Here is a 15,735-nt window from a genome sequence, read left to right as displayed (position 1 = left end):
GACTACGTTAGACCACTGCGGCACTGAACAAGTGAATCTACGTCAGGCGTAAACTGTGAGCATGAACCAAGATGCCGCCGATCTCGCTGCTGCAGCGGCCGTTGAGAAGGAAGACGCATCGCGCCTTCCCGAGCTTCCGTTCGTCGATGATGTGATGACGAGCGACCCGGCCGACAAGAAACCGACGTGGCGCGGTTGGATCCACGCCGGCACGTTCCCGCTGGCAATCGTGCTCGGCGTCATCCTGCTGATCATGGCCGATGGCACCGCTGCCAAGGTCAGCTCAGCGGTCTTCGTAGCGTCGTCGCTCATGCTGTTCGGTATTTCTGCCCTGTACCACCGCTTCAACTGGAGCGAGAAGACGCGGATGATGCTGAAGCGCTTCGATCACTCCAACATCTTCTTGCTGATTGCCGGTTCGTATACCCCGATCACGGTTCTGGCGCTTCCGCCCGAGAAGGCCACCATTCTGCTCTGGATCGTGTGGAGCGGTGCCGCTCTCGGCATTGGCTTCCGTATCTTCTGGGTGGGGGCCCCGCGCTGGCTCTACGTTCCCCTGTATGTGTTGCTTGGCTGGGGCGCGATGATGTTCATCGTCGACTTCTTCCAAGCCAACTGGATCATGATGACCCTCATTTTGGCTGGCGGATTGTTCTACACCGTTGGCGCTGTTATCTACGGTCTCAAGCGACCGAATCCCGTGCCCGGAGTGTTCGGGTTCCACGAGATCTTTCACACGCTGACGCTACTGGCGTTCCTCTGCCACTGGGTCGGCATCTTCCTCGTGGCGACTAATCCGCCCGTTGTGTAGGCGCAGCATCATCAGCATCGCCAGCATCAGCGGCACCATCGGCGTCAACATCGGTGAGACCATCGGTCTCGCCGGCGGCCGCAGCCTGCTCGGCCTGAATCGTTTCTTGGGCGAGCGCGCGGTAGCGAACGCGACGCACGCGACGGTTCATGTCCATGACGATCAACAACGTGGCCACCGCGACGAACAGGATGCCAATAAAGCCGAGCACGCCGGGAGTGACCAAGTTGGGGTCGCCCTCGTAGGCCGGGTACAGGGTCGGTTCGGGGCTGGGAGTAGCCGTCCAGAGAATCGCGCTGGTTGCGAGCGAAGTGAAAGAAATCAACTGTTGTCCTCTGGGATGTTCACTCCATGATTTCATCATGCGAGTTTGCGAATAACCTTGCAGTAATAAGAATACCGTCGCGAGAAGGAGCACCGCGTGCCCGAAGCCCCCAGTAACGCCACTGGCACCGCTGACAGCGCCGCATCCGGCACCGTTGCAGCCACTGATTTGGATGCCCGCTATGGCCGCAGCCCGAAAGCGAAGCGCAACAATCGGATGATTGTGGTCGCCGTGGCCGTAGCCTTCGTTGCGGTCTTCACAGCCTGGCTCGTCTGGGGTGGCCTGCTGGAATCGCCCGCCCAGTTCGAGGCGAAAGACACCGGCTACGAGCTCATTGATGACACTGCGGTCGAAGTGCGGTGGCAACTCAACGTTGCCGAGAACCAAGATGCTCGCTGTGCAGTGCAGGCCCTCAACTCCACTTTTGCCATCATCGGCTGGAAAGTCGTCGACGTTCCCGGGGGCGATCAGCGCAATCGGGAGTTGAGCACCACTGTTCGCACCACCGAACAAGCAGTGTCAGGCTTGATCTACCGGTGCTGGCTCACCTAGGCTGTAGCAAATCATCTCGAAACCGGTCGTCTTCGGCCGGTTTCTCTTTTGTATAGGGAGAAGCACAGTGGCTGCACAAAACGATGTCACGTGGTTGACCCAGGAGGCGTTCGATCGTCGCACCGCCGAACTGGAACAACTTACGGGCGAAGCACGGTACGAAATTGCCAAGAAGATTGAGGCTGCGCGGGAAGAAGGCGACCTCAAAGAGAACGGTGGCTACCACGCTGCCAAGGAGGAGCAGGGCAAGATTGAGGCCCGCATCCGCGTTCTCACCCAGCTTCTTCGCCATGCCGTAGTCGGCGATGTTCAAGACGACGACGGTGTTGTTGAGCCCGGCATTCTTGTTACCGCCAACATTATGGGCGACGAGAGCGTATTTCTGCTCGGCAGCCGCGAGATCGTCGCCGACGATAGCGACCTCGATGTCTACAGCGAGAAAAGCCCGCTCGGTATGGCGATCAACGGTCTCAAAGTCGGCGAATCGACCACCTACACGGCACCCAACGGCAAGTCGATCACGGTAGAGGTCACCAAGATCGCTACCTACTCGGGCTAAGCCTTTCTGGCTGGGCCTTTCGGGCTGGGGCCTGCTGGCACCAGCCAACTTCGGTTTAGAAGTCGACCTGAGGGTCAAATCCTTCGTCTCTGAGCCGCGCGAGCACTGACTCCGCGTGCTCAGGGCCACGGGTCTCAATGTGCAGTTCGAGCTGAACCTGGCTGAACTGCACTTTGTTGTTGTGCCTGCTGTGCAGCACCTCAACAACGTTGGCGTTCGCTTCGGCAACGAGCGCCGAAATGCGCGCCAATTGACCGGGACGGTCAGGCAGCGGGATCCGCAAACGCAAATAGCGTTCGGATGCCGAGAGGCCGTGACTGATGATGCGTTCCATCATCATGGGGTCGATGTTGCCACCGCTCAGCAACACCACGGTGTTGCCGCTTGGTGAGATCTTGCCTGCCAAGATAGCGGCGACTCCAACGGCACCAGCCGGCTCGACGACCTGTTTGGCACGCTCGAGAAGAACGAGCACCGCATACGCGATTTGGTCGTCGGAAACGGTGACAACCTCATCCACCAGATCGCGGACCATGGTGAAGTTGAGCACACCGGGGCGACTGACGGCGATGCCGTCAGCGATCGTGGGAGTGGTGCGCACTTCGACGATTTCACCCTTCGCGAGCGATGGAGTGTACGCAGAGGCATTGGCTGCCTGAACCCCGATGACGCGTACGTTGCGGCCTTCGAGTCGGGCACGCTGCTTGATCGCGCCGGCAACACCGGAGACGAGTCCGCCGCCACCGATGGGAACAATGATCGTGTCGACCTGGGGCACCTGATCGAACACTTCGAGAGCGAGAGTGCCTTGACCGGCCACCACATCTTCATGATCGAAGGGATGAATGAGCACGGCACCGGTCTCTTCTGAGAAACGGGCGGCCGCACGCAACGGCTCTTCGACGGTGTGACCGCGCAGCACGACCTCGGCACCGTAATCTCGCGTGGCCTGCAGTTTCGGCAGGGGCACGCCTACGGGCATGAAAATGGTCGACTTGATGCCCAGCTCGCGGGCGGCGAAAGCGACGCCCTGGGCGTGGTTTCCGGCCGAGGCGGCCACGACTCCGCGCGCCTTCTCCTCCTCGGAGAGCCCCGCGAGACGGTTGTAGGCGCCACGCAGCTTGAAGGAGCCAGTGCGCTGAAGGTTTTCACACTTCAGAAAGACGGGTGATCCCAAAATTTCCGCGAGAAAACGCGAGGTCTGCATGGGGGTGACATCGGCAACTTCTGCGACCCGTTCACGTGCTGCTTCGTAGTCAGCGAGCGTGGGGCCGGGCATCCGGTTATTTACCATTACCGAGCACGTCCGTGATCGTGGGCCGACCATTGAGACGCCAATCGCCGCTGGCTATGTATTTGGTCATGACATTGACGACCGCGACCAGCGGCACGGCAAACAGTGCGCCGGGGATGCCTGCCACGAATGAGCCAGCGGCTACCGCGAACACGACGGCGAGGGGATGGACCTTCACGGCCGTGCCCATCACGAGCGGCTGGAGAATATGACCTTCAAGCTGTTGCACAAGCAAAACGATTCCCAACATGATCACGGCAGGGAGCGGACCCAAGAAGACGAGGGCGATGAACACCGCGAGCGCCCCCGTTACGAGTGCACCCACGACGGGGATAAACGAACCTAAGAACACGGCGACAGCGATGGGGATGACGAGCGGAAAACCACCGTAGAACAAACCGAGGATCCACGCACCGACGCCGATGCCGATCGCATCCACTGCAGCCACAAAAATTTGCACCTTCACGAAAGTGGTGAGGGTGAGCCAACCAGCAACACCGGCACCGTCAACCGCGCTGCGGGCTTTGCGCGGGAAGAGCCGAACCGTCCACGCCCAGATGCTCTTTCCGTCGACGAGCACGAAGATGGTGGCGAACAGGCTCAATAACGCCCCGGTGAGCACGTGACCGGCGGTGGACCCGACCGAGAGGATGCCCGAGACGAGAGCTTGTGAGTCGCGTTGAACCACGTCGATTATCTCGGTGAGATAGCCGTCGAGGTCTTGGTCGCTGAGCTGCAGCGGGGAGTTGCGCAGAAACTCGCGGAGGTTGTCGTAGGCGGTGGCCGACTGCGTTTGAAGAGCGGGAAGCCCGGAACGGACTTGGCCTACAACGACCACAACCAGACCACTGACGACGGCAAAGAATCCGATCAGAACTACGGTGACGGCAAGCCAGCGCGGCCACTTGATGCGAACCAAGAAACCAACGACGGGGACGAGTAGCGCTCCGATAAGAATCGCGATCAGGAACGGAATCACGATGTACTTGAGCGTGATGACTAAATAAATGAGAACTGCAACCACGGCGAGCACAACGAGCATGCGCCACGAATAGGCAGCAGCTATCGAAAGCCCGGCGGGAACCTCAGCCGCGTCTGTTGTACTGGCGCGTGACGGGATCCGACTGTCTGGGTTATTACGTCGACCGAATATCACGTGCCTATCTTAGTTGTGCCAGAGTGCGCGCTTGCTGCGCCTCGAAGTGGTCGCGCGTGGCCGCTACTTCTTCACCTTGGGAGGCAGCGCGCTCACGGGTGCACCCTTAAGACGCACCGTAACGGCCTCACCGGGCAGAGGATGCCGCTCCACCTCATGCTGAATAGCGACGACCGTGTCGTCGAAGAGTCGCACGCGCGTGCGGCGCAAGGAGCCCAAGAAGCTCGACGAGATGACCGTGCCGGCGATGCCGTCGGCGGTCAGGGCGATGTCCTCCGGGCGAACGAGCGCGATGACGGGACCATCGGGCATGGGGTCGCCGAGAAGGTTGAGGCTGCAGCCGTGGAGCGTGACTTGGCCGTCGACGAGTTCGGCGGGCATCCGGTTACTGAGGCCAACAAAGTCGGCGACGAAGGCATTGGCGGGGGTTGCGTAGAGCTCTTCTGGCGTGCCAATTTGCTCGATACGACCGTCACGCATGACGGCAACACGGTCGGCGACAGCGAGCGCCTCTTCTTGGTCGTGGGTCACGAACACGGTCGTGATGCCGAGTTCGGTTTGCAGCCGACGGATCTCTTCGCGCAGCTGCACCCGCACCTTGGCATCGAGCGCGCTGAGTGGCTCATCAAGCAGAAGAACGCGGGGGCGGGTGACAAGCGCGCGGGCTAGGGCGACACGTTGCTGTTGGCCGCCCGAGAGCTGGTGGGCGAAACGGTCCTGATGCTTCGTGAGGCCGACCATATCGAGCGTTTCGAGAGCCCGTTCGCGGCGACGAGCGGCGGCAACCTTGCGCATCTTGAGGCCGAACTCCACGTTCTCGAGCACCGTCATGTGCGGGAACAGCGAGTAAGCCTGAAAGACCATCCCGATGTCGCGCTTATTCGTGGGAGTGTCGGCGACATCCACACCATCGATCACGATGCGACCGCTATCGATGCTCTCAAGCCCGGAGATGCTGCGGAGCGCGGTGGTCTTGCCGCAACCCGAAGGCCCGAGCAGCGCAACGAGTTCGCCAGGGGCAACTTCGAGGTCGATGCTGTTGAGCGCAGTGTGCCCGGCGAACGCTTTGACGACGGCACTGAGCTGAACTGTTGCTCCTGCGGTCGGCGTGTGGGTGGCGGTGGGGCCCGTCATAGTAAACGTGGCGGTCATGATTTTCTCCTAGAAGGCGTTGCTGATCCGAGGCGGCCAATGATCAGCAGCAAGATGAAAGCGAGGGCAAGGGCGGCGAGCGCAAAGATCACAGCAACCCAGGGGTCGGACTGCGAGACCTGAAGCAGCGCGGTTTGCAAGTTGCGACGATTGAGCAGGCTCGCAATGGTGAACTCGCCAAGCACGACCGCGATCGAGATAAAGGATGCCGCGAGAACTCCGCGGCGCAGGTTCGGCAGCAGGATCGTCCACAGCACTCTCAGCCAGCCGGCGCCGAGCGTGCTGGCCGCTTCGCTGAGGGTCTTCACGGGGATCGCATCGAGGTTGCCCTGAATGGCGCGATAGGCATACGGCAACACCGTGATGCCGTAAGCGAAGGCGAGAGTCCAGGTGGAGCCGCCGAGCACTTGCACGACCACCGAATAGACCGGGGCGAGACCGACAACCAGCACAATGGCGGGCACCGTGATCGGGATGATACAGATGAACTCAAGGGTGCGCTTGAGGCGCGGAAACTGCATGTGCACGAGCACCATCGTGGGCAACAGCAGCACAAGCACGATGCCGACGGTGACGGCAGCAAGAACGAGTGAGTTCTCAATTGCTTCGTAGAGACCGCGATAGGTGCGGGCACTGTCTTCGCTGAAGAGACCCGTCCAGTGGCTCGTCGTGTAATCGCCCGCAAGACCGTTACGGAAGGTGAACTCGATCATCGCGATGACCGGGATGAGGAAGATCGCGCCGATGATACCCAGGATGAGACGGCGGGTGAGGGCGCTCGGTTCGGCCCCAATGCGCACGGCCTGATTCGCGGTCACTTTTGCCACCGCGAGGTGCGGGACTGCAGCACCGAGTAGGCCCACATGACGACGACCATGACCACGATCATCCCGAGCGCAAGGGCGCCCGCCATGTTTTCGCGGCCGAGAACGGTCTCGCTGACGAGCGCGGCGCGGATCTGCAGCGGCACGATTTGCGAACCCTGGCTGATGAGCGCGGCGGCCGTGGCGAACGAGGAGAAGGCATTGGCGAAGAGCAGCAGCAGCGAGCCGAGGAACGCCGGCGCAAGCACGGGAGCCGCGATGTAGCGCCAGTAGGCGAAGCGGGTGCCGCCAAGCGTGGCACTGGCTTCGGCCCATTGCGGGCGAAGCGCCGTGAGCGCGGGCAAGAACGTGATCACCATGAGGGGAACCTGAAAGTAGACGTAGGGAAGGATGAGGCCTGGCACCTGGTAGAGCCAGACGCCATCCGCATAAATGTCGACGCCGAAGGTGTCGCGCAGGACGACGGTGATGAGCCCCTGCACACCGATCGTGGCGATGAACGCGAAGGCAAGCATCACGCCACCGAACTGGGCGAGCACGCTGGCTGCCGATTCGATGATGGTGCGCAGCAGACCGCCGACCTTGGTGCCGAGCATCGCGTAGCAAATGAGAGCACCGACGACGGCACCGATGACGGCCGAGACTCCGGAGAGCCAGAAGGAACTACCGAAGGTGGCGAGGATGGTCGGGGTGAACAGCCCGGTCACGTTATCGAGCGTCAGCGAGCCGTCGTCGGAGAAGAAGCCCGTGACCACCGCGAGGATGGTCGGCAGGGCGAGGAAGATCAGAACGTAGGCCGCGAACGGCGTTAGCCCCGCATAAGCGAGGCGACGACGCCGATTCGACGGCTTGACCAGGGCCACCCGAGGATGGTGCCGAGCGGTGAGCTCGACACCATCCTGTTCGGGCGCTGGCGCGGTGGCTAGCGACACGATGTATTACGAAGCGGAAAGGGCGTTAGCCGATTGCCGCGGTCCATTTCTCGGCCAGGATGCCAGCGTTCAGCTCTGCCTGCTCGGGGGTCGGGGTGACCAGTTCACCCTCGAGGGCACCGAGAGCGTCGAGTGCTGCGGTGTCGACGGTTCCGGCATCCTGCAGTGCCTGAATCGTGACGGGGTACGCGCCACCAACGATGAAGAGGTTCTGCGCTTCAGGGCTGTAGAGGAATTCTTGCCAGAGACGAGCAGCCGCGGGGTGCGGAGCATCGATGCTGATGGCCTGGTTGTAGAAGCTCGTGTAGACAGCACCGGGAAGAGTCGTGACCTTCCAGCCGTCAACTGTTGCTGCCGCAGCGAGGTTGTTGTAGCTCCAGTCGAAGGCAACCTTGGTCTCGCCGGCAGCAATGGTTGCTCCCGTGACGTTGACCGGGATGAAGTTGCCCGCGTCGTTGAGTTCTTCGAAGAACTCGATTCCGGGGGTGAAGTCATCGAGGGTTCCACCACTGTGAACCGTGGCGAGTCCGACAGCAGCGAAAGCGGCTCCGGCCTGCGTGGGGTCACCGTTCAGCGCAACAGCGCCGCGGTAGTCAGCGCTGAGCAGGTCATCGAGGCTCGTGGGCTCGGGAACCGAGTTGGAGTCATAGCCGATCGACATGCTGCCGGTGTAGTCGTTGACCCAGAGGCCGGTTGCTTCCTTGTTGCCCTCGGGAATTTCATCCCAGTTAGCAACCATGTAGGGAGCAAAGTAGTCGAGGCTGTCGAGCGTGACAGCGGTTCCGAGGTCGAAGACGTCAGGAGCGGTGTCCTGGCCCTTGAGGTTGTCAGCAGCGGCGATTTCTTCGGCGCTAGAAACGTCGGGGTCAGCCGAGTTGACGATGATGTCGTACTTCTCTTCAAAGAGAGCCTTGATCTCGCCGTAGTTTGCCCAGTTGTCAGGCAACGCAATGACATTGAGTTCGCCCTCAGCCTGCGCGGCTGCGATAAGAGCGTCCATTCCGCCGAAGTCCTCAACGGTGGTGGCGGTCGATGCATCAACATCGCCAGCAGCTGCCTCAGTGGTGCTGCAACCACTGAGTGAAATCGCCGAAGCTGCAACGAGTGCAACAGCGGCGAGGGTGCGCTTAGTGAACAAGACTTCCTCCAACGACCGTCGCAGCCGCCCGCGCTGTAAACGGGCAGAGGGTACCGAAACGATCCGGAGTTGACGGTACGCAGCCTGATGCGGCGTTCCCTTTCATCGTGGTAAACGAACGATGAACGACACAAACACAATTACTCGGTGGAGCTGTTCACCGCCCTAGCGAGTGGATGTCGTTGCCGCTCGGTAGAGTCGAGCCGTGGTCGATTCCCTCTCTGCAGCGCAAGCGCGCCGAGTGCTGCTCGCTGCCCAAGGGTTCGGGCGCGGCACCGCGACTGCGGCCAGCCCCGCGGGAACGCGACAGCTCAACCTGCTGTTTGACCGCATCCGGCTGCTGCAACTCGACTCGGTCAACGTGTTCGAGCGCAGTCACTACCAGCCGGTGTTCGCGCGCCTCGGCCACTACGACAAGGCCGCTCTTGATGCGCTGACGTTCCGCACGCCAACTGCGCGCACGCCCGGCCGGTACGTCGAATACTGGGCGCACGAAGCCGCGCTCATTCCGCTCGAATCGTGGCCGCTGTGGCGCTGGAAGATGGAGTCGCTGCGCGAACGCGATGCCCAGCGCTACGAATGGGTGCGTGACAACCAGGCCATGCTGGAGTGGCTCCGCGAAGAACTCGCCACCACCGGCCCCGTCACTGCCCGCGAGATCGAGCACGACGCCAACCGTCGCACCGGGCCGTGGTGGGGCTGGTCCGACGTCAAGCAAGGCCTCGAGATGTTGTTCCGCTGGGGCGAAGTCGTCAGCGCCGGCCGCACCCGCTTCGAGCGCACCTACGCGCTGACCGAGCACCTTATTCCCGCCGAGGTGCGCGAGCGCGAAGTGCCCCGCGCCGACGCGCATCGCGCCCTGGTTGCTGAGTCAGCACGGGCGCTGGGAGTCGGCACGGCATCCGACCTCGCCGACTACTTTCGGCTCAAAGGTGTCGACGTGCTCCCGGCCATCGCTGAGCTAGCGGATGCCGGCGAGCTGGTTCCCGTGACTGTGCGCGGTTGGGAGCAGCCCGCCTGGCTGCACCGGGATGCCCGCATCCCTCGCCGCATCGACCACGTCGCGCTGCTCTCGCCCTTCGACCCCGTGGTCTGGGACCGCAAGCGTGCCGAGCGCATGTTCGGCTTCCACTACCGCATCGAGATTTACACGCCCGAGCCACAGCGCCAGTTCGGCTACTACTCGCTGCCCGTGCTCGTGGATGATGCCCTCGTCGGTCGCATCGACCTCAAAACTGATCGGCAGTCGGGCGTGCTACGCGTGCAATCCGCGTGGCACGAAGACGGGCTCGACGCCCTGCCCGGCGGCACGGGTGCTCTCGCCGAACGCATCGTGCCTACCCTGCGCGAGATCGCGCACTGGCAAGGTATGGGTGAGATCGCCGTCACTGGCCGCGGCACCCTCTCCCCCGCTATCGAGGCAGAGTTGCAGCGCTAGAAGGTCGAACCGATTTCGCCAAGGCGCTTCACGCGATCCGCAATCGGCGGGTGCGTGCTGAACATGCGGTCCATGATGCCCGGCTTCGTCGGATCCGAAATCCACATGTGGGCCATCGTCGAATTCTGCTTCACCATCGGCCGGCTGTAGTCGCCCAACTTCTGCAGAGCGCTGGCTAGAGCATCCGGATGACGCGTCGTGAGCGCACCCGTTGCATCGGCCAAGTATTCGCGTTGACGCGAAATCGACGCCTGCACGGCCGCCGCGACAAGCGGCGAAATCACGAGCGCCGCAAGACCAACGATGATCATGATCGGGTTGCTGTTCTGGTTATTGCCGCGACCGCCAAAGAGGGTGAAACGCAGTGCAATGTCCGAGATGAAACCGACCGCAACCACAAGGCCAAACACGATCATCGAAACGCGAATGTCGTAGTTGCGCACGTGGCCAAGCTCGTGTGCCATAACCCCCTCGAGTTCGGCATCCGTCATGATGTCGAGCAAACCCGTCGTCGCAGCCACGATGGCGTGTTCTGGATCGCGCCCGGTAGCAAACGCGTTGGGTGCTGGATCATTGACGATGTAGACCTTCGGCATCGGCGTGCCGGTAGTGATCGCGAGGTTTTCGACAATGCGGTAAAGGCGAGGGTTGTCGGCCTTCTGAATCTGCACCGCGCCGCTCATCGCCACAGCCTCGCCGCTGGCAGCAAAGTACTGAATCAGCGTGAACGCTCCGGCACCAATGATGGTGCCGATCGTGATCGTCATCGGGTCGCCCCCCATCAGGAAGCTCAGCGCGTAGCCAAGAAAACCAATGATGATGACGAACAAGATGATGATCAGAACGGTGTTGCGCTTATTTTTCGCTATGGCGCGATACATCTAGAACATCCTGGTCACGCGGTTAGAAAGACGAAGAATTAGAACTGCACGCGCGGCGGCTCAGCGATGGATGCGGCATCCGCAACCTCGAAGAACTCACGCTCGTGGAAACCAAGGTTGCGCGCGAACAACGTGTTCGGGAAGATCTTGATCTTGGTGTTGAGCTCGCGCACACCACCGTTGTAGAAGCGACGGCTGGCCTGAATCTTGTCTTCAGTGTCAACGAGTTCGCCCTGGAGCTGAAGGTAGTTCTGGCTGGCCTGCAGCTGCGGGTACGCCTCAGCGACGGCGAAGATGCTCTTGAGGGCAGACTGCATGTGGTTCTCGGCAGCAGCCGCATCGACGGGACCCTGAGCGTTCAACGACTCGGCGCGGGCCTTCGTGACGGCCTCAAAGACGCCCTTCTCGTGCGCGGCATACCCCTTGACCGTCTCGATAAGGTTCGGCAGCAGGTCAGCACGACGCTTGAGTTGCACCGTGATGTCGCTCCACGCTTCATCAACGCGCACGTTGAGCGTGACCAGCGAGTTATACGTCGACCACAGGTAGATGCCGACGATGACTGCGAGCAGGACGATTACGCCGATTACGATCAGGAATTCCATGCTTCAACTATAGAACGCGCTCCTGTGCCTCCACCGAGAAACTGAGCTGCTTGCGACCCCCAATAAAGGGCCGACACACCGCTCTACTCCGCCTATCTAAAGGTCTTCGTTCCCGTGATCGTGGAGGTGACAAACTTGCCAATCACCGGCGCTGTCAGCAGGGCGAGGCCCGCGCGGCGCTTCCAAAGTTGAAACACGGTGTGCGGCAGAAAACCGTTCGCCGCTCGACGGCCAGCGGCCTGCTTATCGGCGACTACCGGCATCCATTCTTCTTCGTATTCGGCGAAGGATGCGCTGAGTTCTCGATCGCTCGAAATCTTCTCGGCTAAGAGCAATCCACCAGCGATCGCCAACGACGCTCCCTGCCCAGCAAGCAGCGAAACCGCTTGGCACGCATCGCCGGCGAAGACGACGCGGCCACGGCTCCACACGGGAAGCTCGATTTGGGCAACCTGGTCGTAGTAAATCTTGTCGGGCTCCGGGCACTTCTCGAGCGCCTCAGCAACGTCATCGCCCATCCCCGCGTAGGCAGAGCGAATGGCCGCACGCGTATCGGCCGGAAGCACCGTGTCATTCACGCGGTGGGCAGCGAAAAGCGCAACCTTGCCATCACGCAAACCGTAGAGGCCGACCATGCGATCCAACTCGTCTGTCGACACGAGTGCGTCGCCGAGCTTGGCGTGAAGCCGCGGAGAGTCGAACGTGTATGCGCAGGTGTGCATGCCCAGCTGGCGATCGAACGCCGCCGAGTCACCAAAAAGATCATGCCGAACAGCCGAATGGATACCATCCGCCGCCACCACAATGTCTCCCGAAATGCGCGACCCATCGGCGAGCACGGCGGTGACGTAATCGGTGCGGTCTTCGACCGCCACCACGGCACTGCCGAGCCGCAGTTCAACGCTCTCGGGCAGAACGTCGAAAAGAGTTTGTTCGAGGTCTTGGCGCATCAGGCTCATCAACTTGCCGCCCTCATTGGCCGCCACAAGCTCATAATCAATTGCTTGGCTGCGACCGTTGGGGCGCACAAAGCGGGCCTCACTAATCGGGTAACGCAGTTCGCGCAGGCGCTCCAGAATGCCCATCTTCTCGGCGGCGTCATAGCCGGGCCCAAAGAAGTCGATCATGTAGCCCTGCGTGCGGCGCTCGGGAGCAGCCTCCAGGAGCACAACCTCCCACCCGCGTTCGGCCAGCTGACCGGCGACCGTGAGCCCAGCGATTCCTGCTCCACACACAATGGCTTTGATAATCGCGCCCTTTCTCGTACTGCTCGACTCGTGCCTTAAAGCGTGAGCCGCTACCGCCCCAACACTTGGCGCAGGTAGTCGTTCGCAAACACGCGACCAGGATCAAGCCGGTCGCGAATGCTCAAGAACTCATTGAAACCCGGATACGTCGCCGCGAGTGATTCGGCTTGCCGGTTATGCAATTTTCCCCAGTGAGGTCGCCCGTCGTGAGCCATCATGATCGCCTCCACCTCCCGAAAATACTCGGCCGGGTCTTCACGCCAATACCGGTGCACCGCGACATAGCCGGTGGCCCGCCCCGACGCGGTCGACAGCAGCAATGAGTCAGCAGCCGCCGAACGCACCTCGATAGGAAAGGAGACTTTCCACCGGCGATCAGCGATCAGCTTCTGGATGGCACGCACGGCATCCGGCACCGCCTCGATGGGCAGGGCATATTCCATTTCGCGAAAGCGTACGGTGCGATTGGTGACGAACACGCTGCTCGAGACGTCGGCGAACTCGCGATTGCCCGAGAGTTTCACGGCAAGACGGTTGACCGGCGGAATGATCGCTGGCGCGGCCTTGCCCACCGCGCAGATTGTGCGGTACACCCCGTTGGCCATGAACTCGTCGTCGAACCAGTGCGAAAACTTCGTGAGTGGATACCGCGGCGCATCACCCGGTAGGCGCGTGTTGCTCTTGGTGAGAGCTGTGGTGGTGTGCGGCCAGACGTAGAACTCAAAGTGGTCAGTTTCGGCGCTGCGCTGCAGCCACTCATGCAGGACGGTGGCAGCGGGTTCTGGGCGCTCCACCGCGTGCAGCAAAAAGGTCGGCACGCACTCGATCGTGACATCGACGAGGATGCCGAGGGCGCCAAGCCCGAGGGCCGCAGCCGGGAGCAGCTCGGGGTTTTCGGTCGCGTTCACGCGCAGTAGGTCGCCCGCCGCGGTCACTAGGGTGATGCCGCGCACCTGAGTGGCGATGCCGCCAAAGCGCGCTCCGGTGCCGTGGGTGCCGGTGGAGATCGCGCCGGCAATCGTCTGGCGATCGATGTCGCCCATGTTGGCGAGGGCGAGCCCGAGCGGTTCGAGCAGAGCCGGAAGCTCGAAGAGATATGTGCCGGCACCGAGCGTGACGTGGGTGCCGTCGACCGCCATCACGCCGGCGAGTGCACCGACGTCGAGATGAACACCCTCGGTGGCCGCAATCGACGTGAAGCTATGGCCGGCACCCCAGGCCTTGATGGTTAGCCCGTTCTCGCGGGCGAAATTCACTGCCGCAGTGACCTCGTCGACGCTCTCCGGGCGAGCCGCGAACTCGGGACGCGAACGCTCAGAACGACCCCAATTGCGCCACTCGGAACCGGGACTCAGGGATGCCGGGGTTGGGCTCGAGGCGCGGCGCTCCGCTGGCGGCATCCACTCGGGAGTTGTCACAGGAACGCTTTGCCCTCGCCGCGGTAGGTCGGAACGGTATCCACGATGCGACCGTCAGCGACGACCGCGAACTCGTTGAGATGCTCAGACAGCTCGCCCGCTTTCGTATGGCGGAACCACACGCGGTCTCCGATCTGAAGGTGTTCGGCAGCGGGGCCCGTGAGCGGTGACTGCACTTCGCCGGCCCCCTCGCGCGGCACATACTTGAGACCTTCGGGCCACGTGGGCTGGGGCATCCGGTCGACGCCCGCTTCGCCCGAGGCAATCCAACCGCCACCGTGCACTGTCGCAATATCGAGGGAGTATTTGCGGTCGACCGCGAGCGCGAACGCTGCGGCCGGCGCCGGGGTGAAGTGGCTGTAGTTGTCGAAAAGGTGCGGGCCGAAGAGTCCGCTGCCCGCCGCGATTTCAGTGACCGCGGTGTCTTCGGCTGTGGACTCAAGCGAGCCTGTGCCGCCACCGTTCACAAATTCGAGTTCGGCAATCTCGCTGATCGAGGCGACAATCTCGCCCCGACGTTCGCGCAGCTCCTTGGCGGATGCCGTCTGCATGACATCGAGCAGGCGACCATAGGCGGCCTTATGCGGTGGGCGATTGCCGACTCCCGCAATCTGCGCTTCGTACGCCATCACTCCGACCAGCGTGAATCCGGCACGATCAACGACCGTGCTCGCGAGCGTGCGCGCTTGCGCCGCCGAGCGCACGGGAGAGCGGTGAGCACCGACGTGACCGAGCAGGGGCGACCGGAACGAGGCATCCACATCGATGCAGACGCGGATCGTTTCGCGGTGCTGCGGAGACACGACTGAATCAACGAAATCGAGGTGCTCAACCGAGTCGATCATGAGCGTGACGCGTTCGGCGAGCGCCGGGCTTGTTCCAAGCGCTGCGATGGCCGCGCGATCGACGGAGGGGTAGCCGACAACGACATCATCGATGGTCTCGGCCAGCCAGAGCGCCTCGGTGAGGGTGTACGCCAGAACGCCCCGGAATTCATCGAGTTCGAGCACAGCATCCATGACTTCACGGACCCGAATGGACTTGCTCGCCACCCGAATCGGCACCCCGGATGCTCGGCGAACCATATCGGCAGCATTGTGCGACAGCGCCTCGAGCGACAGCACCCCATACGGAGCGTCGAGCGAGAGCGTCGCATCGGAGAGCGACTGCCAATAGTCCTCGGGCGTGTGCCAGGGCGTTGCGGGGGTGCTGAGCAGCTTCACGGATTCCTTTGGGCCACGGCGGCGAGTATCACTGCACAGCGCGACCGGGGGTGGGCAGCGGCGCCGTGGTGGATCAACTTTCCCAGAACCGGGCGCGCAGCACAACGGGCCGCGCTGGGTTACCGTTCTCACCCTGCGCAAGTCCGCCGACCTCAGCGTCAGCCCGTCGATGGCTGCTTG

At 62.1% G+C, this 15,735-nt stretch carries 16 protein-coding genes; 4 read left to right on the top strand and 12 right to left on the bottom strand.

The window, feature by feature from the left end; translation table 11 throughout:
• Window positions 1–61: 61 nt before the first annotated feature.
• Window positions 62–811: a hemolysin III family protein gene (locus I6E60_RS12075; protein ID WP_197125636.1), complete on the top strand. Its 750-nt coding sequence runs from the start codon at window positions 62–64 to the stop codon at window positions 809–811.
• On the opposite strand, the gene I6E60_RS12070 is transcribed toward I6E60_RS12075, so the two are convergent.
• On the bottom strand, window positions 792–1,136 hold the full coding sequence (locus I6E60_RS12070; RefSeq protein ID WP_197125638.1) for a hypothetical protein: 345 nt from the start codon (window positions 1,134–1,136) through the stop codon (window positions 792–794). The two genes, I6E60_RS12075 and I6E60_RS12070, sit on opposite strands and share 20 nt — an antisense overlap.
• 96 nt (window positions 1,137–1,232) lie before the next feature.
• Between I6E60_RS12070 and I6E60_RS12065 the strand changes: the two genes are divergently transcribed.
• Window positions 1,233–1,688, top strand: coding sequence for a DUF4307 domain-containing protein (locus I6E60_RS12065; protein WP_307784459.1), 456 nt, complete (start codon window positions 1,233–1,235; stop codon window positions 1,686–1,688).
• A gap of 67 nt (window positions 1,689–1,755) precedes the next feature.
• Window positions 1,756–2,247 carry a transcription elongation factor GreA gene (greA, locus tag I6E60_RS12060; RefSeq protein ID WP_197125640.1) on the top strand — a complete coding sequence of 164 codons (492 nt, stop codon included), beginning with the start codon at window positions 1,756–1,758 and terminating at the stop codon, window positions 2,245–2,247.
• Between the two features lie 55 nt (window positions 2,248–2,302).
• Here greA and ilvA read toward each other — a convergent pair whose 3' ends face one another.
• From ilvA to I6E60_RS12030, 6 genes are all read right to left on the bottom strand, one after another.
• Window positions 2,303–3,541: a threonine ammonia-lyase gene (gene ilvA / locus I6E60_RS12055; RefSeq protein WP_374189222.1), complete on the bottom strand. Its 1,239-nt coding sequence runs from the start codon at window positions 3,539–3,541 to the stop codon at window positions 2,303–2,305.
• Window positions 3,531–4,697: an AI-2E family transporter gene (locus I6E60_RS12050; RefSeq protein WP_307784460.1), complete on the bottom strand. Its 1,167-nt coding sequence runs from the start codon at window positions 4,695–4,697 to the stop codon at window positions 3,531–3,533. Before I6E60_RS12050 ends, ilvA begins: the two co-directional genes overlap by 11 nt.
• A gap of 63 nt (window positions 4,698–4,760) precedes the next feature.
• Window positions 4,761–5,849: an ABC transporter ATP-binding protein gene (locus I6E60_RS12045; RefSeq protein WP_197125642.1), complete on the bottom strand. Its 1,089-nt coding sequence runs from the start codon at window positions 5,847–5,849 to the stop codon at window positions 4,761–4,763.
• Window positions 5,846–6,667 carry an ABC transporter permease subunit gene (locus I6E60_RS12040; RefSeq protein ID WP_307841835.1) on the bottom strand — a complete coding sequence of 274 codons (822 nt, stop codon included), beginning with the start codon at window positions 6,665–6,667 and terminating at the stop codon, window positions 5,846–5,848. The genes I6E60_RS12045 and I6E60_RS12040 overlap by 4 nt, the downstream gene beginning before the upstream one ends.
• Window positions 6,664–7,605, bottom strand: a complete 942-nt coding sequence (locus I6E60_RS12035; RefSeq protein WP_197180543.1) for an ABC transporter permease subunit — start codon at window positions 7,603–7,605, stop codon at window positions 6,664–6,666. Before I6E60_RS12035 ends, I6E60_RS12040 begins: the two co-directional genes overlap by 4 nt.
• A gap of 25 nt (window positions 7,606–7,630) precedes the next feature.
• Window positions 7,631–8,743 (bottom strand): ABC transporter substrate-binding protein, encoded by a 1,113-nt coding sequence (locus I6E60_RS12030; protein ID WP_197180541.1) that lies wholly within the window; start codon window positions 8,741–8,743, stop codon window positions 7,631–7,633.
• A gap of 205 nt (window positions 8,744–8,948) precedes the next feature.
• On the opposite strand from I6E60_RS12030, the gene I6E60_RS12025 reads away from it, so the two are divergent.
• Window positions 8,949–10,181, top strand: a complete 1,233-nt coding sequence (locus I6E60_RS12025) for a winged helix-turn-helix domain-containing protein (RefSeq protein ID WP_197180539.1) — start codon at window positions 8,949–8,951, stop codon at window positions 10,179–10,181.
• Here the strand turns inward: I6E60_RS12025 and I6E60_RS12020 are convergent.
• The 5 genes from I6E60_RS12020 to I6E60_RS12000 all read right to left on the bottom strand — a co-directional run bounded on the left by I6E60_RS12020 (window position 10,178) and on the right by I6E60_RS12000 (window position 15,555).
• Window positions 10,178–11,062 (bottom strand): M48 family metalloprotease, encoded by an 885-nt coding sequence (locus I6E60_RS12020; RefSeq protein WP_197180537.1) that lies wholly within the window; start codon window positions 11,060–11,062, stop codon window positions 10,178–10,180. The two genes, I6E60_RS12025 and I6E60_RS12020, sit on opposite strands and share 4 nt — an antisense overlap.
• Before the next feature lie 38 nt (window positions 11,063–11,100).
• The gene (locus I6E60_RS12015) at window positions 11,101–11,667 is read right to left on the bottom strand and encodes a LemA family protein (RefSeq protein WP_197107474.1); all 567 of its coding nucleotides are present in this window, start codon (window positions 11,665–11,667) and stop codon (window positions 11,101–11,103) included.
• A 92-nt stretch (window positions 11,668–11,759) separates the two neighbouring features.
• A complete protein-coding gene (locus I6E60_RS12010; RefSeq protein ID WP_197180535.1) occupies window positions 11,760–12,902 on the bottom strand; it encodes an FAD-dependent monooxygenase in 1,143 nt (380 codons plus the stop codon).
• A gap of 62 nt (window positions 12,903–12,964) precedes the next feature.
• The gene (locus tag I6E60_RS12005; RefSeq protein ID WP_374189220.1) at window positions 12,965–14,332 is read right to left on the bottom strand and encodes a D-arabinono-1,4-lactone oxidase; all 1,368 of its coding nucleotides are present in this window, start codon (window positions 14,330–14,332) and stop codon (window positions 12,965–12,967) included.
• Window positions 14,329–15,555, bottom strand: a complete 1,227-nt coding sequence (locus I6E60_RS12000; RefSeq protein WP_197180533.1) for an amino acid deaminase/aldolase — start codon at window positions 15,553–15,555, stop codon at window positions 14,329–14,331. Before I6E60_RS12000 ends, I6E60_RS12005 begins: the two co-directional genes overlap by 4 nt.
• Window positions 15,556–15,735 lie beyond the last annotated feature (180 nt).

Source organism: Salinibacterium sp. SWN167 (assembly GCF_015864665.1).
Lineage (GTDB): Bacteria > Actinomycetota > Actinomycetes > Actinomycetales > Microbacteriaceae > Rhodoglobus.
Note: the sequence above shows the minus strand (reverse complement) of the source record. Positions and strands in the feature narration are given on the sequence as shown.

Coding starts and splice junctions, on each gene's coding strand:
- I6E60_RS12075 (WP_197125636.1), top strand. CDS start 62: ATGAACCAAGATGCCGCCGATCTCGCTGCTGCAGCGGCCGTTGAGAAG.
- ilvA (WP_374189222.1), bottom strand. CDS start 3,541: ATGGTAAATAACCGGATGCCCGGCCCCACGCTCGCTGACTACGAAGCA.
- I6E60_RS12045 (WP_197125642.1), bottom strand. CDS start 5,849: ATGACCGCCACGTTTACTATGACGGGCCCCACCGCCACCCACACGCCG.
- I6E60_RS12020 (WP_197180537.1), bottom strand. CDS start 11,062: ATGTATCGCGCCATAGCGAAAAATAAGCGCAACACCGTTCTGATCATC.
- I6E60_RS12015 (WP_197107474.1), bottom strand. CDS start 11,667: ATGGAATTCCTGATCGTAATCGGCGTAATCGTCCTGCTCGCAGTCATC.